The following is a 23128-nucleotide window of genomic DNA, read 5'->3' as shown; positions in this document are numbered from 1 at the left end:
TCCCGAGCACCGGGCCCTCTCTCACGGGCCCAGTGGCGCGCTGTCTCCGCCCTCAGGGCGCGGGCAGTGAGATGTAGTGCCTGCCCAGCTCGTTCAGGACGCCGGGCGCGCCCAGGAGGCTCGCGAAGCACGGGTCATGGGTCCACCGTCCGGTGAACCACGCGTAGCGGAACACGTCCGCCCGGCGCTCGCAGACGGCCACCATCTCCGTCATCTGCGCCTTCGCCTTGGCGACCGAGTCAATCTGCGCGCCATCCTGTTGCTGGTGGCAGTTGGCGAACTCGGTGACCCAGAACGGTTTGCCGTACTTCGTGAGCCGGTTGAGCTGGCCGTCGAGTCCGTAGTCGTACCAGTGGAACGCCAGGTAATCGATGCGGGGCTCACGGTTGGCGTTCTCCGCGCGGTAGGCGGCGTAGAACGCATCCAGCCAGACCACCGGGTCCGAGTACCCCGACATCGTTCCCCAGTTCATCGCCGGGCCCACCAGCTTCACGCCCGTGTTGGCGGCGACGCTCTCGTACCGGGGCCACAGCCGCGCGGCGGCCTGCGGCGACATGTTCGCCTGATCCGTCAGGTTGGGCTCGTTGAGCAGCAGCAGGTATTCGATGTGGGGATTGTCCCGGAGCATCGTCTCGGTGCCCGCGGCGTCGAATTCGCCGTTCCAGAGCATCGGGATGAAGTCCATGCCGTAGCGGGTGCGGAAGTCCGTGGGCACGTTGGTATGGGGACGGGGGCTCCAGTTGTACCACCAGCTCACGCCCGGAGAGACGGCCGCCAGGTCCTCGGGCGTCGCCAGGTCGAAGGCGATGCCGCGCTTGGCGCTCTTGATGAGCGGAGGCGTCTGGGTGCCCGCATCGTCCGTGGAAGGGCGGCCGGGTTTGATGGGGTCCGCCGGGTCGCAACCCAGGAGCAGGAACAACGCGATGTAGGATGGCGCGAGCCAGCGTCTCATGTGCCGTCACCTCCGCCCGCGAGGGCGCGTGGAGACGGTCATCCTAGTGCGAGGAATGGCGCGGTGCGGCTCTTCGATGACGCGGCGACCTGGGCGGGTGTGCCGGCCGCGACGATGTGGCCGCCTTCATCCCCGGCGCCGGGCCCCAGGTCGATGACCCAGTCGCTCGCGACGACGACGCGCATGTCGTGCTCCACGAGGATGACGGTGTTGCCCGCCTCGACGAGTCCATCCAACTGCGCCATGAGCTTGTCCACGTCCGCGGGGTGCAGGCCGGTGGTGGGCTCATCCAGGACGTAGAGGGTGTGGCCTCGCTGGGTGCGTTGCAGCTCCGTGGCCAGCTTGATGCGCTGGGCCTCGCCGCCGGACAGCTCCGTCGCGGGCTGGCCCAGGCGCAGGTAGCCCAGGCCCACCTCGCGCAGGACGCCCAACGCGCGCTGCACGTGGGGCTCCTCGGTGAAGAACGCATGGGCGGTGTCCACCGTCATGCCCAGCACGTCGGCGATGTTCTTCCCCCGGTAGCGAATCTCCAGCGTCTTCGCGTTGTAGCGGGCTCCATGGCAGGTGGGGCAGGGCGCATAGACGCTGGGCAGGAACAGCAGCTCCACGCTCACGAAGCCCTCGCCCTCGCACGTCTCACAGCGGCCCTTGGCCACGTTGAACGAGAAGCGCCCGACGTCGTACTTGCGAGACCTCGCGGCCGGCGTCGCGGCGAAGAGCTTGCGGACGTGGTCGAACAGGCCCGTGTACGTCGCGAGGTTGGAGCGTGGCGTGCGGCCAATCGGCTTCTGGTCCACCCGCACCATCCGGTGGATGTCCTCCAGTCCCTCGGTGATCTTCCCGCCCGTGGTCAGGACGAGGGTGCGCTCCAGCGGCTCGCCGTCCTCCTCTTCCTCGGGAGGCTCGTGGCCCAGGTGCGCGGCCACCAGCTCTACCAACACCTGACTCACCAGGCTCGACTTGCCGGAGCCGGAGATGCCCGTCACGGTGGTGAAGACGCCCAGCGGAAAGTCGGCGCTCAGCCCCTGCAGGTTGTTGCGGGAGACGCTTCGCAGGCGCAGCCACCCCTTGGGAGTGCGCGGGGGGCGGGGACGAGAGGGCTCGGCTCCGAAGAGGTAGCGCCGCGTCTGGGACGCCTCCACGCCCTTGAGCCCGTCCAACGGACCGCTGTAGAGGACCTCTCCGCCTTGCTCTCCGGCGGCCGGGCCCACGTCGATGACCCAGTCCGCGTGGCGGATGACGTCCATCTCGTGCTCCACCACGAAGAGCGAGTTGCCGGAGCCCTTCAGCGCGTCGAGCGCCCTGAGCAGCGCCTGGGTGTCCGCGGGGTGCAGGCCCGCGGAGGGCTCGTCCAGCACGTACACCACGCCAAACAGGTTGGAGCGCACCTGGGTGGCCAGCCTGAGCCGCTGCAGCTCACCCGGGGAGAGCGTGGGCGTGCCGCGCTCCAGTGAGAGATAGCCAAGGCCCAGCTCCAGCAGGACGTGCAGTCGCTCCACCAGGTCCTTCGCGATGCGCTCCGTGACGAGCGCCTTCTCGGGGTGCTCTCGCGTGAGCTTCTTCAGGGGCGACGCCGTCCCCTCCGCGTAGGGCTGGAGCAGGGTGGCGACACGCTTGAGCGGCAGGCGCGACAGCTCTCCGTAATCCAATCCCGCGAAGGTGACGGACAGGGACTCAGGGCGCAGCCGCTTGCCGTGGCAGACGCGACACTCGCCGCTCTCCATGTAGCGCGACACCCGCTTCTTGATGAGCGGGCTCTGCGTCGTGGCGAAGGTCTGCAACACGTAGCGCCGGGCGCCGGTGAAGGTCCCCATGTAGCTGGGCGCCGTCTTGCGCTTGAGCGCCTGACGCGTCTCCGCGGGAGTGAAGCCCGCGTACACCGGGACGGTGGGCTGCTCGTCCGTGAAGAGAATCCAGTCGCGGTCCTTCTTGGGCAGGTCCCTCCAGGGCGTGTCCACGTCGTAGCCAAGCGACACCAGGATGTCGCGCAGGTTCTGCCCGTGCCACGCGGGCGGCCACCCGGCGATGGCTCGCTCCCGGATGGTGAGCGAGTCGTCCGGCACCAGGGTCCGCTCCGTCACCTCGTAGACGCGGCCCAGGCCGTGGCAGTTCGGGCACGCTCCCGCCGGAGTGTTCGGGGAGAAGGCATCGGAGTCGAGATGCGGCTGATGCGGCGGGTAGGTGCCGGCGCGCGAGTACAACAGGCGCAGGGAGTTCGACAGCGTCGTCACGCTGCCCACCGACGAGCGTGTCGTGGGGGCGCCCCGGTGTTGCTGAAGCGCGACTGCGGGGGGAAGACCCTCGATCGAGTCCACCTCGGGGATGCCTGCCTGGTCGATGAGGCGCCGAGCGTACGGGGCCACGGACTCGAAGTAGCGCCGCTGGGCCTCCGCGTAGAGCGTCCCGAATGCCAGGGAGGACTTGCCGGAGCCGGAGACGCCCGTGAAGACGACCAGCGCGTCGCGGGGCAGGTCCACGTCCACGTGCTTCAGGTTGTGCTCGCGGGCACCCCGGACGCGGACGAAGCCCGTCCGGGTGTCACCGGACGGTCCTGCGAGGTGAAGACGGCGGGGTCGGCTCATGAGGGACGCTCCTCCGGGCGTCCTACCGAATCTGGTGCCGGGAGGCGCGGAGGAACAGGCTCCGACCGACGGAGCCCGTGCTCGAGTCTCTGCGCGGGCCGCCGGGAACGTGCGCCCTAGCCATGCCGGGGGCGGTCGACGGCGTTCCTCCACCGCCCTATCACCCAGCGGACAAAGATGGCGCCCAGCGCCAGGGCTCCCGAGGCCATGACCGCGCGGATAGGCATGAAGATGAGGGCGATGGCGGCCTGGGCATCCTCGCCCACATGGCTCCAGACCAGAGTCTGTCCGGCGAGGAGCAGCACGGGCGCGCTGACGGCGCCGGTGAGAAGCCCCCAGGTCACCGGAGGAGTCCTGGGCACTCCGTAGGCAACGACGACACCCACGGTGACGAAGCAGACCAGCGGGACGGCGACATACGGGGCGAGCATGAACATGGCGCCCTGGTTCTGAGGACCGATGTCCGAGAAGAGGCGGGCCAGCTCCGCGCCCAGTGGATTGACGATGACGCTGAAGAGCGCGGCGGCGGCCAGTGCGAGCAGCGATTTCATGGGTCCCCCTTCTTCCTTCGGGCGACAGCCACCGTACCGGGCTCCCATGAATTCCGTTGGGAACTAATCGAGCCTCGGTCAATCACTCCCTGTTATCGATGACGCCGGGGAGGAGGGCGCTCGTGGGGCCACGGCTCCTGACGGAGCCGCCTGCCGTCAGTCGAGCAGCTGCATCAGGTCCGCGCGGGTGATGGCGCCGCCACCGGAGGCTCCACCCAGCGCGGACTCGAACAGCGCGCGCTTCTTGTCCTGGAGCGTGAGGATCTTCTCCTCCACCGTGCCCTGGGACACCAGCCGGTACACCATGACGGGGCGCTGCTGGCCGATGCGATGCGCGCGGTCCGCGGCCTGGTTCTCCACGGAGGGATTCCACCACGGGTCCACCAGGAACACGTGGTCCGCCGCCGTGAGATTCAAGCCCGTGGCGCCCGCCTTGAGCGAGATGAGCATCACCGGCGGACCCTTGGGGTCCTGGAAGGACTCCGCCACGGCGCCGCGATTGGACGTGCTTCCGTCCAGTCGGATGAAGCCGATGTCCGCTTCTTTCAGCGCCGGCTCGATGAGGTCCAGCATGGACGTCCACTGCGAGAAGACGAGCGCCTTGTGTCCGTCCTCCACCGCCGTGCCGAGCGCCTCCAGGAGCGCCTGGACCTTGGACGACGTCTTCGCGTGTTGCCCCGGGACGAGCGCGGGATGACACGCGGCCTGACGCAGCCGCAGCAGGGCCTCCAGCGCCTTGAGCACGCTGCCGCCCGCCTCCAACTGGGACACCACCTCCTCGCGGGTGGCGGAGTACACCGCGTCGTAGACGGCGCGCTCGTGCTCGCTGAGCGTGACGTGACGCACGGACTCCGTGCGCGGAGGAAGCTCCGGGGCCACGTCCCGCTTGAGCCTGCGCAGCACGAACGGACGGATGCGCGCGCGCAGTCGCTCGGCGGCGCCCTTGTGGTTGTCACCGACGGGACGGGCCCAGCGCTCCTCGAACTCCTTGCGCCCGCCGAGCAGTCCCTGGTTGGTGAAGTGCATCAGGCTCCAGAGCTCCTCGAGCCGGTTCTCGATGGGCGTGCCGCTGAGCGCCAGGCGGAAGGTCGCCTCCAGCCCGTACGCCGCGCGAGCCACCTGGCTGTCGGGATTCTTGATGGCCTGGGCCTCGTCGAGCACGACCATGTCCCACGTCTTCGCGCCGAGGACTTCCGCGTCCAGCCGCATCAGCGCGTAGGTGGTGAGCGTCACGTCGGCCGTCTCGTCCAGCGAGCGTCCGGGGCCGTGGTACACGGACACCTTCAACGAGGGACGGAAGCGCTTCACCTCCGCGTGCCAGTTGGGGAGCACGCTGGTGGGCGCGACGACGAGCGTGCCCTTGCCCACCATGCAGATGGTCTGCAGCGTCTTGCCCAGACCCATGTCGTCCGCGAGCACGCCGCCCAGGCCCGCCTGACGCAAGAACGTGAGCCAGCTCACGCCCTGGAGCTGGTAGGGCCGCAGCGTTGCGGTGAGGTCCGCCGGGAGCCTCGGGTCGGGGAGCTTCTCGAAGCCCTGCACCAAGGGCGCCAGCCGCTCCAGGCCGGGTGGGGACGGGTGCTCCAGCGCCTCGCACAGGTCCGTGAGCTGGGGGATGGCGTGGTTGGCGAGCCGTCCATCCGAGCCGCGCGCCGCCAAGAGGTCCGTCACTCGCTGGCCATGTGACTTCAGCCACGCGGTGGGAAGCGGCGCCCAGCCACCACCCTGCAGCGGCACCAGGCCGAGTCCTTCTTCCCACGCCTTCATCACCGCGCCCGCGTCCACCGTGCGCGGCGCATCCGGTCCCGCGCCCTCCACCTGGAAGTCGAACGAGAAGTCCACGCGTGGGGCACCCGCCTCGGTGGTCCCCGCCTTCACGTCGAGCATGGGGCGCAGCTTCACGTCGGGGCTGACGAAGCGCGCCGCATCTCCGGTGAGCCCACCCCGCCAGCGCCGCAGCTTGTCGGCGAGCTGCAAGGCCTCCTGGCCCTGCACCGTCACCCGGCGACCGGGGACCATGTTCAGCTCGTCGCGCAGGCCGTGGATGAGCTGCTGCTCCGCGGGCTCGTTGCGCACGGGCACCGCGCCGGTGAGGTACACCATGCGCCCGTTGTCGATGCGCACCGTGGGCGGTGAGCCGTACACGAGCGTGGGCAGCACGGAGAGCCCCGTGCCAAGCGGGTCCAGCTCCAGCGAGATTCGCGGCTTGAGCGTGCGGTCGATGCGCGGCAGCCGCTGGCTCTTCACGTCCACGGGCAGACGCCGCGCCATCTCCGGCAGCACCTTGCCGGTGAGGTCGCCCATCTGGTCGGGCGAGAAGACGCGCTCCTGGGGCAGGTTCTCCCATCGCGAGCCGGTGAGCGACTGCTCGCCCATGCGGAAGAGGATGCCACCGCCCACCGCCACGCCGGGGCTGACGACTTCGGTGGCGCGTGGGTCGCGGTCCACCTTCAGCACTGTCTGCTCGCCCCGGTCCTCCACGGTGACGCGAGGCAGGAGCAGCTCGCTGGATATCGAAACCAGGTTACCGTCGAAGAGCACCGTGCGCGCGGGCTCCAGCGCGCGCAGCAGCGCCTCCAGTCGCTCGGGTGGCAGGGCGCCGCGCGTGGGCTTCGCGAGCAGTGCGTCAGCGACGCGGTCGCACGGCTCCACCTGGATGCGAGCGGCCTCCACGGGGTTCGTCAGCAGCGAGGAGAGGCTGCGCGCCAGGAGTCGGGCCGTGTTGTCGGGCCGGACCACCAGGCGCTCGAGCTGGAGGCCCCCGTCCACGCGCTTGAAGCGGTACACCATCCGCTCCGGCTTGGGCGCTGTGCCGGGACGCGGGGCGGAGGGGGCTGTTGCGCGCGTGGGCGCGGAAACGGGTGGACGCGCGGGCGCGGCGGGGCGGGCTGGCGCGGCCTTCTGCGAGGAGTGGTGGAGGAAGAGGGCGGCGGCGACCACATGCTCACAGGGGTCCACCTTCCCCTTGCAGTCGCACTCCCAGATTTCGTCCTCGGGATAGAGGACGGTCGTCACTGGCGCGGGACGGCCGGTGGCGCGCACGCGCAGCACCGTCTCCTCTTCACCGACGGACTGCACCGAGACGGCGCCAGCACGAGCGAGGCCCATGCCGGCGGACCAGGTCTCCTGGCGCGCTTCCTCCTGGATGGCTTCGAGCAGGTCGGCGGTCGCGGACATACGAGGACCGCCTCCCTAGCTCCGTTGGAGGACCCGGCGCAATGCTCGCCTGCGCCGGGCCTGTAGGCGCGTGGCTACGGGTAGGTGTCCAGGTACGCGCGGTGGCTGTTGGAGAACTCGAAGTTGGTGAACTTGTCCCAGTTGATGGACCAGGTCATCAGGCCCTTGAAGCCGGGGTAGCCCGCGGTGTTGCGCAGGACGTACGTGCCTCCGAAGGACTGGCCCTTGAGGAGGTAGTCGAGCGCCTTGTGTACGTTGGCCGGAGTGGTGTACCCGCCGCCCGCCGCCTGCGGGGAGGAGGGCAGGCCGATGAGAATCTGGTCGGGCCGGAGCGCGGGGAACATCGCGCTGGCGTTGCCGCCGACGGGGAAGCCTCGCAGGAGCATCTCCGCCATCGCGACATGGAAGTCCGGCGTGCTCTGCGCGTAGGCCCGGCCGTCGAGCGCGGTGACAGTCCCGGTGTTGTAGTGCTGCACGTGCAGGTACGTCAGTCTGTCGCGCAGCGCGTGGATGACGGGCAGGTACGCGCCCCAGGGGCCGCCGTATGCGGCCATGCCACCCTGCACATAGGCCGTCTCCGGCGCCATGGTCAGGATGAAGCCGGAGCCATTCTGGTTGAGCAACTGGCGCGTGGCCTGGATGAGGTTGGAGTTGCGCGGCGTGGTGGGATTGCGGAAGTCGGTGTCTCCGCCATTGAGCGACAGCGAGCTGCCCTCCAGGTCCAGGTCGAACCCGTCGAAGCCGTAGGTGTCGATGAGGCCCTGCATGGTGGTGACGAAGTTCTGCCGGGCGGCGGCGTCATCCAGGTGCACCGTGCCATTGGCTCCGCCGATGGAGATGAGCACCTTGCGCCCCTGGCTCTTGAGCAGGGCGACGTCCGCCTTGAAGTCCGCGACGCTGGAGTTGTACGGCGTGAAGGCCATGTTGCCGGAGCCGGCGCCGCCCACGGGCTCGGCGAACGCGACCTGGATGACGTTGAACTTCGCGGAGATGTCGCGCAGCCGGATGTTCGTCGACCCGTTGTCGAAGTTGTGCCAGTAGCCGACCAGAATCTTGTTCCCCACCGGCTGCGTGCCCGTCGTCGTCGCGGAGATGCTGTTGCTCGCGGTGGAGCGGTTGCCCGCCGCATCGCGGGCCTTCACGGTGAAGGTGTACGTCGTGTTCGCGGCCAGCCCCGTCACCGTGACGCTGGTGGCACCGGCGGTGGTGACGGACGCGGACGCGCCTCCATTGACGAACACCTCGTAGCCGGTGACACCCACGTTGTCCGTGGACGCGCCCCAGGACAGCGACACGCTGCTGCTGCTCACGCTGGTGGAGGCGAGGTTGGCGGGAGTGGAGGGCGCCACCGTGTCGTTCGCCGGGCGGGGTGACGTCGTCACGCTGTGCGCGGTGCTCGCGGAGGAGCGGTTGCCTGCGGCATCACGGGCCTTCACGGTGAAGGTGTACGTGGTGTTCTCCGCGAGGCCCGTCACGGTGACGATGGTGGCACCGGACGTGGACGCGGACGCGGCGGCGCCGCCGTTGGTGAAGACCTCGTAACCGGTGACGCCCACGTTGTCCGTGGATGTGCCCCAGGACAGCGACACGCTGTCGAAGGTCTTCGCCGTGGACGTGAGCGAAGGTGGCGTGGAAGGGGCCTGGGTGTCGGGTGGTGGATTCCCCGTACGCTCCAGCCACAGGGCCAGGACGTTGGGGGGCTCCCAGCCCACGAGGGAGAAATGGGACTGACGGCAGTCGTAGGCCTTGCCTCCATAGGAGGCGATGTCGCCCACGGTGTACTGCGTATTGGGGGCCCAGGCCCCTCGGTCCGCCGCGAAGGCGGAAGCGGGAAGCAGGGTGCTGAGCAGGGTGACGAAGGCCACCAGGGCGATGAGTGCCGCCCGGGGGAGGTGTCCTGGAAGCTGCATGGAGTCTGCCTTTCGGCTGGGAGAGAACGAAGAGAGCGGACCGCCCCATTTTTCGGGTCAATCCCTTCTTTTCGTTCTCTTCCCTCACGCCGCGCGGGGCCTCGTGGTTATCCCTGAGGCGTGAGGGGCTTGCCGGCTTCCTGGAGGTGGTCCCGCATGCGCGCGTTGGCGTCCTTCTGCTCGGGTGTGGGCCCGGTGTCGAAGTCCGACAGCTCGTACACGCGGCGCAGCTCCAGTTCGACTTCGCCGCGCCCGTCGATGGAGGGCCAGCGCTTCAGCCACTCGATGGCTTCTTCCTTCGACCGCACGTCAATCATGGTGAAGCCCGCGATGAGTTCCTTCGTCTCCGCGAAGGGCCCGTCCAACACCCGGGGCTGCCCGCCCGAGAACTTCACGCGCGCACCCTGGGCGCTCGGATGGAGTCCCTCACCGGCGACGAGGATGCCGGCCTTCATCAGCTCCTCGTTGTATTTCCCCATCGCCGCGAGCAGTGCCGCGTCCGGCACCTCACCGGCCTCCGTGCTCGCGTCGGCCTTGCGCAGAATCAAGAATCGCATCGTCGTCGGTTCCCTCGTGGCGGGACGGTGGGGCTGTCGGGCCTTCCGTCTCGGGTGGTGCTGGAAGAACGAACGGACGTTGGTGAAATCGACACGCGCTGGCGCCCCTCGCTTCAGGGGAGGGATGCGCTCCTCGCCACCGGACCGGGCGAGCGACCGGCTCCATGATTTCTGGCGCCGCACGCCCCAATTTCCAGAGAAGGACGCGGGGCGGCCTGTCATTTCACGGGGTTGAAGGCGGCGCACAGAAAATTAAAAGGCCGTGTCGATCTCCCGCGAGCCTGTTCGACGAAGAAGTAGAGCCCGGGACAACGGGCACGAACGAACCTCGGGAACCCGAAGGAGTACGACATGCGATTCATGGTGCTGGTCAAGGCGACGAAGGACTCGGAAGCCGGAAAGATGCCGGACGAGAAGCTGCTGACCGCGATGGGGAAGTACAACGAGGAGCTGGTGAAGGCGGGGGTGCTGCTCGCGGGCGAGGGACTCCACCCCAGCGCCAGGGGTGCGCGGGTGCGCTTCTCTGGAACGAGCCGGACCGTGGTGGATGGCCCCTTCACGGAGACGAAGGAGCTGGTGGCCGGCTTCTGGCTGTTCCAGGTGAAGTCGAAGGAAGAGGCCATCGAGTGGGTGAAGCGCTGCCCGAACCCGATGTACGGCGAATCGGAGATTGAAATCCGCCAGGTCTTCGAGATGGAGGACTTCGGTGCCGAGCTCACGCCCGAGCTGCGTGCGCAGGATGCGCGTCTGCGTGAGCAGGCCGCGAAGAGCTAGGCACCCCGCACCGCTTCCCCACACCCCCGCTGGACACGCACGAGGCCCCACTTTGATGGGGGCTCATGCGAGACATTCTATTCCCCGGTGTGAATGGCATGGTCCGTGCCGCCGGGAAAGCCTGTCGCGAGAGCCCTCGGCTTGAGCGATGGATGTGTTTTAAATCATTGATGCCACTCCGTCAGGTCTTGTATGGCCATGGAGGGGAGACGTGTGTCTGGAGGGGTTCGCGTGCGTGTGTATTCCGCGGCGTGCTCATTCCCTCGCCGTGGCGTTCTCGAGGAATTCCTCCCAGCGCTGACGAGAGCGAACGCGCGCGGTGAGTGATTCATTTTCGCGGGTGCGTATTCCCGCGAGTCTGTTTGTTCCTGATTGCGTGTCGCATGTGGTGGGTTTGAGAGGCAATGTCAGACCCCTGATGCACAACGCACGTGGCTCATTCATCTCCATGCGGTTCTTGAATTGTGAGGGTTCAGAATGTCCCCGTCATTTCATCAGGGTTCCGGGTCGCTGACTCAGGTCCTGGAGCAGATTCGTCGTTGCGCGGCGAGTGTCACGCGGTATCCGCTCGACATCCTCACGGCGGAGGCCCAGCTCGAGGATGAGCTGGGTATCGACTCGGTGAAGCTCGCTGAGATTGCCGCGGTCGTCGCGCGGGAGTTCAACCTCGCGGCCGACCGACTGCCGCGCGGAGCGAAGGCGCGCACGCTGGGCGCCATCTCCGAGCGCGTGGTGGAGTTGCTGGCGGAAGGGGCGCCCGCGTCGGTCGTCGCGCCGATTCCACCAGTGGCCACTGCTCCCGTCGCGGCGCCCGCTCCCGTTGCTGTCTCTCCTCGGGTGGTTTCCCCCGCGCCCAGGGAGTCGTCGGACCTAGAGTCCCAGGTGCGGTCCGTGTTCGCGCGGGTGACGCGCTATCCGGTGGAGTTGTTGACCTTGGAGGCGGACCTGGAGGACGAGCTCGGCATCGACTCCGTCAAGCAGGCGGAGGTGCTGGCCGTGCTCGTCAAGGAGCTGGGGCTGGAGGTGGGCCCCAAGCCCTCCCAGCGACTGCGGACGCTCTCCGCCATCTGCGAGGCGATTCGTGCGTCGCGAGGGACGGTGACCGCTCCTCGTCACCCGGTAGAGGAGTCCGTGCGGGCCTCGCCGCCGCCTGTCGTGGCTCGGCTTCCGTTCGAGGGGAAGGTCGCGCTCATCACGGGCTCGGGCAAGGGCATTGGCAAGGTGGTCGCCATGCGGCTGGCCAGCGCGGGGGCGACGGTGGTCGTGAACTCGTTCCACTCCCGGGACGAAGGGGAGCGGACGGCCCAGGAGATTGTCGCGGCGGGAGGCAAGGCGCTGCACCTGTGGGGGTCCGTCGCGCAGGAGGAGCACCTGGAGCGGTTGTTCTCCTCCATCGAGGAGCGGCTCGGTGGATTGGACTTCCTGGTGTGCAACGCGTCCAACGGCCTGATTGGACCGTTCGACCGGATTGCGCCGCGCGACTGGGACAAGGCGTTCCGCACGTGCGTCACCGGCACCTACGAGTGCGCCATGCGGGCGCGTCCGCTGATGGCGCGGCGAGGAGGCGGGGCCATCGTCACGATGTCCACGTCCATGTCCCAGCGGTACATGCATGACCTGGGCTGCCAGGGCGTGGTGAAGGCGGGCGTCGAGTCCCTCACGCGCTACCTGGCCGCGGAGCTGGCGCCCGAGGGCATTCGCACCAACTGCGTGTCGGCGGGGCCGGTGCACGGTGAGCTGCTGGGAATGTTCCCCAACGCCCCTGGCCGCGTCTCGCGCTGGGAGGCGGCGACGCCCGGCGGGCAGCTCTGCACGGCGGACGACGTGGCCGACGTGACGGAGCTTTTGCTCGGACCGAAGACGCAGCGGGTGAACGGGGCCATCTGGGTGGTGGACGGCGGGCTCTCCGGCACGGTGGACGGCCTGTTGCCCGTCGGCCGGCAGCCCTCCAACGGACACGATGTACGGGCGCTGCTCGCCCTCGACTCCTGAACACCTTCGACGGGGAGAACGCCATGGGTTACTTCGCTGTCCCGTACGTCATCCACTTCGATGACACGATGGCCTACGGGAGCCATCACTTCCTCACCAACTTCAAGTTCCAGTGCGCGGGGCGCGAGCACCTGCTGTTCAGCCCGCACTTCTTCGAGGTGCCCGAGTTCCGTCGGGACTTCGACCGGGTGCTCCTGCTCACGTACGAGGGGTACTCGCGCAACCTCGCGCCCGCGAACCTGGGTGACAGGTTGGTGGTGCTGACCTCGTTCGAGGAGCGGGGCGAGGTGTCGGTCCGCTTCTGCTTCCGGACGTTGAAGCAGGACGGCACGCCCGTGGCCTGCGGCTACCAAACGGTGCTCTGCGCCGACAAGGAGACCGGAGCCCTGTGCCCGTTCCCTGAATCGTTTCGTCCGTGCTTCGAGTCGCTGGCTGGCATGTTCGAGCCCGCAGCGGCGATGAGCTTCCGTGAGCGCGCGCTCAAGGGAGGCTCCGCCATCGCGGAGCTGTTCTCGGAAGGCGTCCGGGGGCTGGCGAAGCAGTTGCTCGCGGACGCGGCCACGTTGGGGGCGGCCCGCCTGGTGGATATCGCGCCAGCAACTCCAGAAGGTTGGAAGGAAGCGCCGACGTTGGGGCTCCTCGCTGGACCGGTCACGGTGGGTGCGGCCCGCTCGATGGACGTCGCGCTGGCGTCCCATGGGGCTGCTCCGACGGCTCGGACGGAAGTGCCGACGGCGGGGCTCCGCACTGGTCAGGCCGCGTCAGGCTCTGTCCGCCCGATGGACGTTGCGCTGGCGCCTCATGGGGCTGCTCCGGCGGCTCGGAAGGAAGCGCCGACGCTGGGGCTCCTCACTGGCTCGGCCGCGTCGGGCTCTGTCCGCTCGATGGACGTCGCACTGGCATCCGAGAGGTTCGCTACAGAGGGGCGGAAGGAAGTGCCGCCCTTGACGCTCCCCACGGGGGCCACCGCGTTCCTCTTCGCCGGGCAGGGCTCCTTCGAGCCTGGGTTGTTCGCTCGACTGAGGCTCTTGCAGCCGGAGCTGCGCGACGAACTCGCGGCGGTTGAGGAGGCGGCGAGGCGTCACGGGTTCGACGCGGGGCCCCTGCTCGCGGCGCGCGACGCGGACGAGGTGCGGCGTGCGCTGGAGAAATCGCCCCGGTTGGACCAGCTCGGCATCTTCCTGGCGGGGGTGCTCGGTGCCCGGTGGCTGATGCGCGAGGGGCGGAGCCCCGACATCTTCGTCGGGCACAGCTTCGGGGAGATTGCCGCGATGACCGCGGCCGGAGCGCTGGACCTGCGTGGGGGCGCGGAGGTGGTGTGTCTGCGCAGCCAGGCGCTCCAGATGGTGTCGGACGACCTGGGCACGCTCGCCGCTCTCGCGCTGGGAGAGGCGGAGACCGCGCGCGCCATCAGCGATTGTGGTGCGGCCGGGCTGGTCATCGCGGGACGCAACCACGCGAAGCAGACCGTCGTGGCGGGGGCTCGCGCGGAACTCGAGCGACTTCGGTCCTGGTTGGAGCAGCAGGGTCAGGGGTTCACCTTCGTCGTCAGTCGGTATCCGTTCCACCATCCAGGGCTACGGCTCGCGGCGGAGGCATTTCGCACCGCGCTCGCACGCGTCGCGATGAAGGCGCCCCGCGGGCCCATCTATTCGCCGATTGAGCGACGTGTGTATGCGGGCGCACCGGGCGAGCTGGCGGAGGCCCTCGCGTCACATCTGATGCATCCGTTCGACTTCCTGGGCGCGGTGGAGTGGTTGTCGCGCTCGGGCTGCACCCGCTTCCTGGACTGCGGAACGGAGGGGCGACTGGCGCGCATCGTTCAGCGCATCCTGCCCTCGGCATCCGTCACCGAGGTCAGCGCTATTTCCGGAATGCTGCCTTCCGAGGGGGCTCCCGTGGAGCAGGCAGGTGCTCGGGGTCAGGCGCTGATGCCTCTCTCGGAGGCTGCTGCCATGGGGCAAGCCCATGCAGGTGGAGAGGCGCGGATGCCTCCTTCGGAGGGGACTCCTGTGGAGCAGGCTGGTCGTCGTGGCGAGGCGCTGATGCCACCCTCGGGGGCTGCTCCCTCGGCGCAGACCCGTGCGCGAGGTGAGGCGCGGATGCCTCCCTCGGAGGTTGCTGCCATGGAACAGGCCCAAGGGCGCGGCGAGGCCGCAGGGGAAGACCCGGCGATTGCCATCGTCTCCCTCGGGTGTTTGTTCCCAGGCGGCGCGACGGACCCGGAGGCGTACTGGCGCAACATCCGGCAGGGCGTGAGTGGCATCGTCGATCCGGGCGCCAACGAGCCTTCCTTGATGACGGACTTCGTCGGACCCACGGGGACGCCGGACCGAGCCTACACACTGCTCACGGGCGCGGTTCGAGACGCTGACCTGGTGGCACCGCGAGGCATCGATTCGGTGCGCTTCCAGCGGTACGTCCGGGAACAGAAGCTCCTGGCCATCGCGCTCGCACAGGGGATGGTGGGGCTGGAGGAGTTCGCCGCGCGCTCACCCGCACGCATCCAGTGCCTGCTCGGCTCCACAGCGGAAGGGTCCTCCGAGTACGACGCGGCACTCAGCCTGGAAGCGGGCGAGTCCCTTCTCCGCGCGAAGGGGATGCTGGGGCCGGACCTCGCGTTGCTGGCGCAGGCGGCTCGCTCGGTGATGGGCGTGACGGCCCGGTCCTCCGAACTCGCGCCACATCCGACCCTCCAGACGGTGGTGACGGATGTGGTCGGGCGCGGAGTCTCCACGGTGTTGCTCGATGCCGCGTGTGCATCATCGCTCTACGCCATCGCGCTGGGGATGAAGTCGCTTCAGCAAGGGGATGCGGACCTCGTCCTCGCCGGTGGCGTCTTCTCGCCGGGACCCGGCAACAGCTGCCTCTTCTCCCAGTTCAATGGACTCTCCGCGACGGGGAGCCGCCCATTCGACGAGCGCGCGGATGGCGTCATCTTCGGCGAAGGCGCGGGCGTGGTGGGCCTGATGCGTCTGTCGGATGCGCTCTCGGCGGGACTCCAGGTCCGCGCCATCGTCCGGGGCACGGGGCTCTCCAGTGATGGTCGCAGCAGCTCCGCGAACGTCCCGCGCGTCGAGGGACAGGTGGCGGCGATGACCGCCTGCTACACGACGGCCGACATCGACCCCGCGACCATCCAGTACCTGGAGGCACACGGCACGGCCACGCCAGCGGGTGACGCCACCGAGCTGAAGTCGATTGCGCGCGTCTTCGGAGGCAAGCGCCAGGGCATCCAGCTCGCCAGCGTCAAGGCGCTGATTGGCCATGTGGGCTGGGCGGCGGGAGCGGCCTCGGTCATCAAGCTGTGCAAGGCGCTGGAACATCGACTCATCCCCAGGCAGGCGAACTTCGAGCGACCCGGCGCGGAGCTGCGCGCACTGGGCCCCGACTTCGAGGTGAGCCTGAGTGAGAAGCCCTGGCCGGAGAACGGAGCGCATCCGCGCCGCGCCGCCACGAATGGCTTCGGCTTCGGGGGAACGAACGCGCATCTGGTGCTCGAGGAGTACCGAAGCGGGCCCGTCGTCCCGAGGTTCCCTGCGCGTGCTGGCAAGCGGAGCGAGCTGGTGGTGGTGGCCGCCGAAGGAGTGTTCCCGGACTCGAACGGCGTGGCGCGAGTCGGTGTGCCATCCGAGGTTGGTACTCGCTTCAACGGAGGGGATTTCCGTCTGCCGTCGTCAGTGCGGCTGTTGCCGGATATCTCCGAAGACATGGACCTGACGCAGGCGCTCGCGCTCACCGCGGCCAGCGCGCTCGTCCAGAAACTGGCGGGCTTCGATGGGCTGCGCACGGGAACGGCCATCGTGCTGGGGCTTGAAGGAAAGACCCGGCGAGGGGTGGAAGCCATTCAGCGCGTGCTGGCCGCCTCCACGCGCCGCAAGCTGCGAGAGCGTGTCCTCCAGGCTCCCGGGCAGGCCGCGTTGCTACCGTTGGCGGAGCGCTTCCATGACGTGGTGACGGGAACGCTGCGTCCCTCGGGGCCCTACACGCTGCAAGGGATGATGGCGAACGTCACGCCGGGACGGGTGGCGGGGGCGCTGGACGTCAAGGGGCCCAACTTCGTGGTGGATGCCGGAGGCGCTTCATTGGCCGCCGCGTTGAAGGCCGCGCGCGGAGTGCTGGAGACGGGCTTCGAGCTGGTGCTCGTGGGCGGCGCGCACGTCCTTCGGCCTGGGGCTGTCGCCAGTGGGTCCCAGCCAGAGGAGGGCCTGACGTTGCTCGCGGTGACCACCGCCGAGAAGGCCGCCCAGCGAGGGCTCAAGGTGTTGTGCCGCCTCCGGATGTCGGAGGCCACGGACTCGAGAGAAGATGCAGGCCAGTCGTTGCCACCGCATTCGGCACGAGAGGCCCTGGCGGTCCTGCGCGCCGTGCAGACAGCCGCGGAGGGACGCCCCACCACGCTGCGCTTCCATCCCGAAGCCGCGAGCGGTGCCCGCCTGGAGCTTCAGCTCCTTCCGGAAGCGTCCATCCACCCCGTGGAGTCCAAAGCCGAGGCGCATCTGCCTCTGGCACAACCGCCCCCGAAGCCTGGTGAGGTGGCGACTGACGAGTCGACGAGTGGTTTCGACCACAGCGCGCCGATTGGGTACTACACGCCAGTGCTCGTCGAGCAGCAGGTCCGGTCGACGCGGCCCGTGCGGCTCGAAGGGCGTCGGGTCCTCTTCATCGCTGGGGACGAAGCGCAGGCTCACGAGTTGGAGGCGCAGGCGCGCCGACTGTGTGGGCCCGAGTACTTCGTGCTCTTCGCGGGCGCCTCGGAAGCAACGGGGCGGGTTCGCGGCATCGACCTGACACGCGAAGAGACGGCCGACGCGGCACTGGAAGCGCTGGGTTTCTCGCCCCAGCTCATCCTCGCGGTCAGTCGAATCGAGCCGGACGCGAGCGAGGCCGAGGTGGTCTCCGACACGGCGCTGAGCCATGAGGCGCTGGAGTTGCTCTTCCTCGCGGCGCGGCGCTCCTACGAAGGACTCCTCGCCGGTGAGGTGGAACTCGCGAGCCTGTGCGTGGGAGGCGTGGGCCCTCGGCGTGTCCTGCACCCGGTGACGGGACTGTTCGCGGGAATGCTCAAGTCGATTGCTCGCGAGGTGCCGGCGCGAAACGTCCGGGCCATCGCCACCTCCCAGAGAACGTTGCCGGAAGCCCTGGCGCAGGCCCTGTCCGAACTGGTCTCGGACGCAGAGGGCGGTCCGTCGGTGGAGGTCTGCTTCGACGGCGTGACTCGCTGTGTCCGGAGACTCCGTCCGTCGGCCACGCCCGCGAAGGGCGCTTCCACGCTCGATGCCAGCTCCGTGGTCCTGCTGACTGGCGGCGGGCGAGGTGTCACGGCGGTGCTCGCCGGAGCGCTCTTGAAGCGGTACGGATGCACGGTGGTGCTCCTGGGACGAAGCGACCCGGAGGCCGCTCCCGAGCGAGTGCTCCACGCCTTGGAGGAACAGCTCCCCGTCGTGGAGCGGGAGTTCTACGCCTCGGAGCTCGCGGCGAAGCCGGGCACGCGGATGCCTGAGCTGCGAGCGCGCTTCGAACGGCACCTCGCGGTCCGGGAGCTGCGCTCCACCCTGGTGGGCCTCGCGCGGCTGCCAGGCCGGATGGTCTACCGCGTCGCGGACGTCACGAGTCCCGGCGACGTCGCGCGGGTGATGGACGAACTCACGCGAGAGCACGGGCGTCTGGACTTGGTGGTCCATGGGGCGGGTACGCAGACGTCCAAGAAGCTGAACCGTCGGCGCCTCGCGGAGCTGCGGACGAACCTGGACACCAAGCTGCTCGGGCTCCGCAACCTGCACGCCGCCTGCGCGAGCCGCTTCGCGCGTCCCGTGCCGTTCCATGTCCTCACGTCCGCATTCAGCTTCATCGGCAATGACGGACAGGCGGACTACGGAGCGGCGAACGAGGCCCTGGACCGGCTGTGTGCCTGGTCCAGCGACGCCCATCCCGACGTGCCCTGGTGCAGCGTGGGGTGGCTGGCCTGGGATGGCATCGGAATGACCCGAGGCTCCGAGTACCGCGTGCTAGGCGCCAGCCGGAGGCTGCGTGGGATTCGCGCGGAGGAGGGCGAGGCACTGTTCCTCCAACTCCTCGAAGGCCCCCTGCGTGAGTCCATCCACGTGCAGCTCACAGAGAGCGAGCGTTCCTACTACGGCCTGGAGTTGCTGCCCGCGGAGCCCCTGCCGGCGACGGAGCCGTCCGCCGTGCTGAAGGACCTCATGGTCGATGCCGCGAGCGTGCCATGCCTGGAGGACCATCTGGTCCGAGGCACGCCCACGCTGCCCGGAGCCTGGGCGTTGGACTTGATGCTGCGGGCCGCGTTGGGAGACGGACGACCGGAGCTGCGCACCGTCACCATCGAGGATGTGAGGTTCTCCCGCTTCATCCGCGTGAAGCCCGGTGGACATCAGGCCCTGCGGGCCGAGTGCACCCAGCTCACCGACGAGCCCGGTCGTCACTGCGTGCGAGTGAAGCTGCTGGGCGACATCGTCCATGCCTCAGGCGTGGTGCTCGAACGAGACCTCGTCTTCGCGCAAGCCCGCTTCACACTGTCGGCCCAGCCGCCCCGAGGCACCCCGGGGCTCGATGCGGCGACACCCTCGGGGCGTGGGCTGTCCGCGGAGGATCCCCACTGCGCGCGGGGAGGGCCCATCGAGCTGTCGAAGATGTTCGACTGCCTGGAGGACATCCGCCTGGAGCGCTCGGCGCGCTTCGCGAGCGTGGGGCTGCCAGCGCGGCGAGAAGACGCGGGGACCGCTGTGCCCGCGCTCGTCCTGGACGCGGCGCTGCGCCTGAGCGCGATGCACGTGGATGGTGTGTCGAGCGCCGTCTTCGCGCCCATCCAGTTCGAACGAGCCACCTTCGACCGGGGACTGGTGGGCAAGACGGATGCACCGCTGCGACTGTCATTGAAGGCGCTGAGTCCCCGGCTGGACGGGGACATCCTCCAATGCGGCACCGTCGCGGCGGTCGACGAGGCGGGACGACTGCGAATGCTGCTCGAGGGCGGCCTCGCGCGTCCCATGGCTTGAACCCTCTCTCCATCGGGTGAACACAATGCACTCCACCGCACTTTCGACGGCGACCCTGCCCATCGATGACCCCAAGCCGCTTCGCGCGGAGCTTCGCCGGGTGATGCCTCCCGAGTCCTTCGAGCCTCAGCCCCACCGGGGCGTCATCGCACTGGCGCTGGTGCCGGTGATGATGGCCCTGATGGGGCTGTTGGGCTGGGGCGGCCTTCCCTGGTGGCTCTGTCTGCCGCTCTCGTTCCTGCTCGGGCAGATGGTCACCACCGTGGGGCTGGCCGCGCACGAGGCGCTGCACCACGCTGTCTTTCGCAGCCGGCGCTGGGAGGAGGTGCTCGGGTGGGCGGGCTTCAGCCCGTTCCTCGTCACGCCCGGCAACTGGCGCGCCTGGCACGTCCAGGCGCACCACAGCGCCGCGAACATCCACCAGAGGGATCCGGACATCCTCCCGCGTCAGCAGGACCTGGACACCCAGCGGTTCGCGCGCCTGTTCCACGCGATTTCACCGGGCTCGGGCACCTGGGTCAGCTACATCAGCTTCGGCCTGTTCTTCACCGCGCAGGGACAGGCGTTCCTGTGGCACCACATCAACCAGCCCCAGCTCCAGCACGTGCGCATGAATCGCACGAAGGAGCGGCTCCTCACAGTGCTCGTGACAGGGGGTTGGTTCGCGCTGGGCTGGGCCATGGGGCCGCGAGGGGCGCTGTTCGCGCTCGTCATTCCCCTCATCGTCGCCAACGTCACGCTGATGATCTACATCGCCACCAACCACTGGCTGCTGCCGGCGTCCGAGGACCGCGACAACCCCTTCGTGAACACCGCCAGCGTGGAGACGCACCCGGTGATGAACTGGGCCCATCTCAACTTCAGCTATCACCAGGAGCACCACATCTTCCCGGCCATGAGCCCGCGCTTCGCACCGCTGTTGCGTCAGCGACTGCGGGAACTCCATCCGGGAGCCTCCGCCGTCTTCCCCCACGTCCACGCCTTGCGCACCCTGTACTCGCGCCCGGCGCTCTATTCGCCCACCGAGGGGACGATGCTCGTGGGCAGGGACGGAACGCCCGCGGTGAGCACGGACGAGCTTCGAAGGCGGCTCGAAGCCCCCCGGGGTGTCGCGTCGTGAGCCGCGATACCCTGGTATCTCCGATACAATAGAATCGCGAGATACGATTTGCCGGTCCGGGAGTGGGGGGCGTTGACGGGCTTTGACTCGGGGCTGCCCTTTTCGCGCAACCAGACGGACAGCAGGACTCGATTGTTGGCGTCGGGGTCCTTGGACTCGCCGGAGCCCCTTGCCTGGGGCGCCCGGCGAGGTCGAGTTCACCATCCCTCGAAATCTGTCCACGACTCCGCCCCCCGCAGCCGGCATGGGAGGGCACTTGCCTGCCCGGTCGGGTGCTGGCCTGCTGGCATGCGAAAATCATCGCGAGGGAAGCGACGGCCCCGCGCACCAGGCATCCGAGGGCCCAGCCTCCTCTGGCTCACACGTGGGAGATGCACCACATGGCAGGACTGTTCGACCCCCTGGAACTCCGTGAGAATGTCGTCGCGCGCAACCGAATCTGGCTCGCGCCGCTCACGAACCAGCAGAGCCACGCCGATGGCACGCTGTCGGATGCTGAACTCCACTTCCTGTCCCTGCGCGCGGACGGAGGCTTCGGGCTGGTGGAGACGTGCGCGGCGCATGTGGAGCAGGACGGCAAGGCATGGCCCGGCGAGCTGGGAGTTCACGACGATGCGATGTTGCCGGGCCTGCGCCGTCTGGCCGCGCGGATCCACCAAGGGGGCGCGCTCCTGTCCGCGCAGCTCTTCCACGGAGGACTGCGCGCGGACCCCGCCGTCAGCGGGCTGGAGCGCTGGAGCGCGAGCGCGCACACCGACGCGGCGGACCGGTGCCGGGAGGGAACCGAAGAGGACATCCAGGGCGCCATCCGTGCCTTCGCGAACGCGGCGAGCCGCTGTGCCCAGGCGGGCTTCGACGGCGTGGAACTCCACGGCGCGCATGGCTATCTGCTGTCGCAGTTCCTGAGCACCGTCTACAACCGACGTGAGGACCGCTGGGGCGGCTCTCTGGAGAATCGCTCGCGACTCATCCGCGAGACGGTGGCCGCCGTCCGGCGCGCGGTGCCCGAGCGCGTGCTCGCCGTCCGGCTGTCGCCCGAGGACTTCGGGCAGGCCAAGGGCCTGGACCTGGATGAGACGCTGGAGGTCGCGCGGATGCTCGCGGACGGCGGCATGGACGTCCTCCACCTGTCGCTCTGGCGCTCGGCGCTCAACACGAACAAGCGGCCTCAGGAGCACGCGACGGCGCTCTTCCGCGCGGCGGTGCCCTCGCGGGTGAAGATTGTCGTGGCGGGCGCCATCTGGACGAAGGAGGACGCCGAGGCGCAACTGGCGCTCGGCGCGGACGCAGTGGCCCTCGGCCGCTCCGCCATCGCCAACCACGACTGGCCCGAGCGCGTCCGGCGGGGCGATGCCATCCAACGCCCACCCTTCCCTGGAGCCGTGTTGCGTGCGGAGGGCGCGTCAGCGGGCTTCGTCGACTACCTGCGCGGCTGGAAGAACTTCGTCGTCCCCTGAGGGCGGCACCGTCCGGGAGCGCACGGGACGGGGCTCAGGAGGGGCCGGGTCACCTGGAACCCAGCACTTTTGTGGCCTTGTTACTTTAAATATGTGACGAGGACGTGCGTCTTAATGCGCGTCCGACACCTTGAGGGTGTGGGGCTCAACTTCTCACCACTTCTTTTCGGGACCCTCGTCATGAAAAGCCGCACCCAGATGATGCTGTGCTCTCTGTCCTTTGCGCTCGTTGCTTCTCCGGCCCTGGCTGGCGAGACCTTCCAGATGCAGGATGACTCCGCTCAGGAGGGTTACTCCGAGGAAGGTTATGCCAGCGAGGAGTCGGCGGCGGACGACTCTGGGGGCGGCAAGGGCTTCGCGCTGGGACTGAGCTTGGGGTACGGCGCGCCCTACGGCGAGCTGGGCTCGGTTCAAGCGGACGACGACGATACCAACAAGGTGAGTGACCTGGTCACGGGCGTCATCCCGATTCAGTTGGAGGCCGGTTACTTCTTCAACCCCAACGTATACCTGGGCGCGACCTTCCAGTACGGCATCGCGAGCTTCAATGACGAGAACGCCAATTGCGAGGACCAGGGCGCCGTCAGCGTGAGCTGCAGCGCGAGCCAGCTCCGCCTGGGCGTCAACGTGGCCTATCACTTCAATGTCACGCCCAAGATCGACCCCTGGGTGAGCGTGGGTGTCGGCTATGAGTTCCTCAACACGGCCGTCAAGGGCGAGCAGGATGGTGAGTCCATCACCGCCAAGCTCTCCGTGAAGGGCTTCGAGTTCGTCGCCGCCCAGGTGGGCCTTGACTACCGCATCTCCCCCAAGTTCTCGGTGGGTCCGTTCGCGACCGTGACCGCGGGCCAGTACTCCTCCACCTCGGTGTCCATTGACTCGAGCGTGGAAATCCCTGGCAGCGACGAGCTCGATGAGACCGAGGATTTTGAGACGAAGAAGATCCACGGCTTCATCTACGGCGGCGTCCGCGCGCAGTACCGCTTCTAGTCGTCAGGTGTGAGACGTCGGGCCGGGACTCACCGGCCCGACGTTCCCCT

Annotated in this window: 13 protein-coding genes; 6 read left to right on the top strand and 7 right to left on the bottom strand. The window is 68.6% G+C overall.

The window, feature by feature from the left end:
• Nucleotides 1–52 precede the first annotated feature (52 nt).
• The 6 genes from HUA78_RS02960 to HUA78_RS02935 all read right to left on the bottom strand — a co-directional run bounded on the left by HUA78_RS02960 (nt 53) and on the right by HUA78_RS02935 (nt 9729).
• Nucleotides 53–952, bottom strand: a complete 900-nt coding sequence (locus HUA78_RS02960) for a glycosyl hydrolase (protein ID WP_174475610.1) — start codon at nt 950–952, stop codon at nt 53–55.
• Between the two features lie 38 nt (nt 953–990).
• The gene (gene uvrA / locus HUA78_RS02955; protein WP_174453249.1) at nt 991–3534 is read right to left on the bottom strand and encodes an excinuclease ABC subunit UvrA; all 2544 of its coding nucleotides are present in this window, start codon (nt 3532–3534) and stop codon (nt 991–993) included.
• A gap of 116 nt (nt 3535–3650) precedes the next feature.
• Nucleotides 3651–4085 carry a hypothetical protein gene (locus HUA78_RS02950; protein ID WP_174475609.1) on the bottom strand — a complete coding sequence of 145 codons (435 nt, stop codon included), beginning with the start codon at nt 4083–4085 and terminating at the stop codon, nt 3651–3653.
• A 156-nt stretch (nt 4086–4241) separates the two neighbouring features.
• Nucleotides 4242–7262 carry a DEAD/DEAH box helicase gene (locus HUA78_RS02945; RefSeq protein ID WP_174453251.1) on the bottom strand — a complete coding sequence of 1007 codons (3021 nt, stop codon included), beginning with the start codon at nt 7260–7262 and terminating at the stop codon, nt 4242–4244.
• Nucleotides 7263–7336: 74 nt separating this feature from the next.
• Nucleotides 7337–9172 carry a fibronectin type III domain-containing protein gene (locus HUA78_RS02940; RefSeq protein ID WP_174475608.1) on the bottom strand — a complete coding sequence of 612 codons (1836 nt, stop codon included), beginning with the start codon at nt 9170–9172 and terminating at the stop codon, nt 7337–7339.
• A 107-nt stretch (nt 9173–9279) separates the two neighbouring features.
• On the bottom strand, nt 9280–9729 hold the full coding sequence (locus HUA78_RS02935; protein WP_174461405.1) for a YciI family protein: 450 nt from the start codon (nt 9727–9729) through the stop codon (nt 9280–9282).
• Between the two features lie 351 nt (nt 9730–10080).
• Here HUA78_RS02935 and HUA78_RS02930 point away from each other — a divergent pair, with 351 nt between their 5' ends.
• The 4 genes from HUA78_RS02930 (at nt 10081) to HUA78_RS02910 (ending at nt 20631) form a co-directional block, all read left to right on the top strand.
• Nucleotides 10081–10503 carry a YciI family protein gene (locus HUA78_RS02930; protein ID WP_174453254.1) on the top strand — a complete coding sequence of 141 codons (423 nt, stop codon included), beginning with the start codon at nt 10081–10083 and terminating at the stop codon, nt 10501–10503.
• Between the two features lie 477 nt (nt 10504–10980).
• A complete protein-coding gene (locus HUA78_RS02925) occupies nt 10981–12495 on the top strand; it encodes an SDR family NAD(P)-dependent oxidoreductase (RefSeq protein ID WP_174453255.1) in 1515 nt (504 codons plus the stop codon).
• 23 nt (nt 12496–12518) lie between these two features.
• Nucleotides 12519–19511 (top strand): type I polyketide synthase, encoded by a 6993-nt coding sequence (locus tag HUA78_RS02915; protein WP_254623529.1) that lies wholly within the window; start codon nt 12519–12521, stop codon nt 19509–19511.
• Between the two features lie 25 nt (nt 19512–19536).
• Nucleotides 19537–20631, top strand: a complete 1095-nt coding sequence (locus tag HUA78_RS02910) for a fatty acid desaturase (RefSeq protein WP_174453256.1) — start codon at nt 19537–19539, stop codon at nt 20629–20631.
• Here HUA78_RS02910 and HUA78_RS47630 read toward each other — a convergent pair.
• Entirely contained in the window at nt 20523–20753 is a 231-nt protein-coding gene (locus HUA78_RS47630) for a DUF6766 family protein (protein WP_371745509.1), read from the bottom strand. The two genes, HUA78_RS02910 and HUA78_RS47630, sit on opposite strands and share 109 nt — an antisense overlap.
• A 258-nt stretch (nt 20754–21011) precedes the next feature.
• On the opposite strand from HUA78_RS47630, the gene HUA78_RS02905 reads away from it, so the two are divergent.
• Entirely contained in the window at nt 21012–22088 is a 1077-nt protein-coding gene (locus HUA78_RS02905) for an NADH:flavin oxidoreductase (protein ID WP_141641031.1), read from the top strand.
• Nucleotides 22089–22268: 180 nt separating this feature from the next.
• A complete protein-coding gene (locus HUA78_RS02900; protein ID WP_174461403.1) occupies nt 22269–23078 on the top strand; it encodes an outer membrane beta-barrel protein in 810 nt (269 codons plus the stop codon).
• Nucleotides 23079–23128 lie beyond the last annotated feature (50 nt).

Source organism: Myxococcus sp. CA033 (genome assembly GCF_013336625.1).
In the GTDB taxonomy this organism is placed as follows: domain Bacteria; phylum Myxococcota; class Myxococcia; order Myxococcales; family Myxococcaceae; genus Myxococcus; species Myxococcus llanfairpwllgwyngyllgogerychwyrndrobwllllantysiliogogogochensis.
This window is presented reverse-complemented; position numbering and strand designations above follow the sequence as displayed.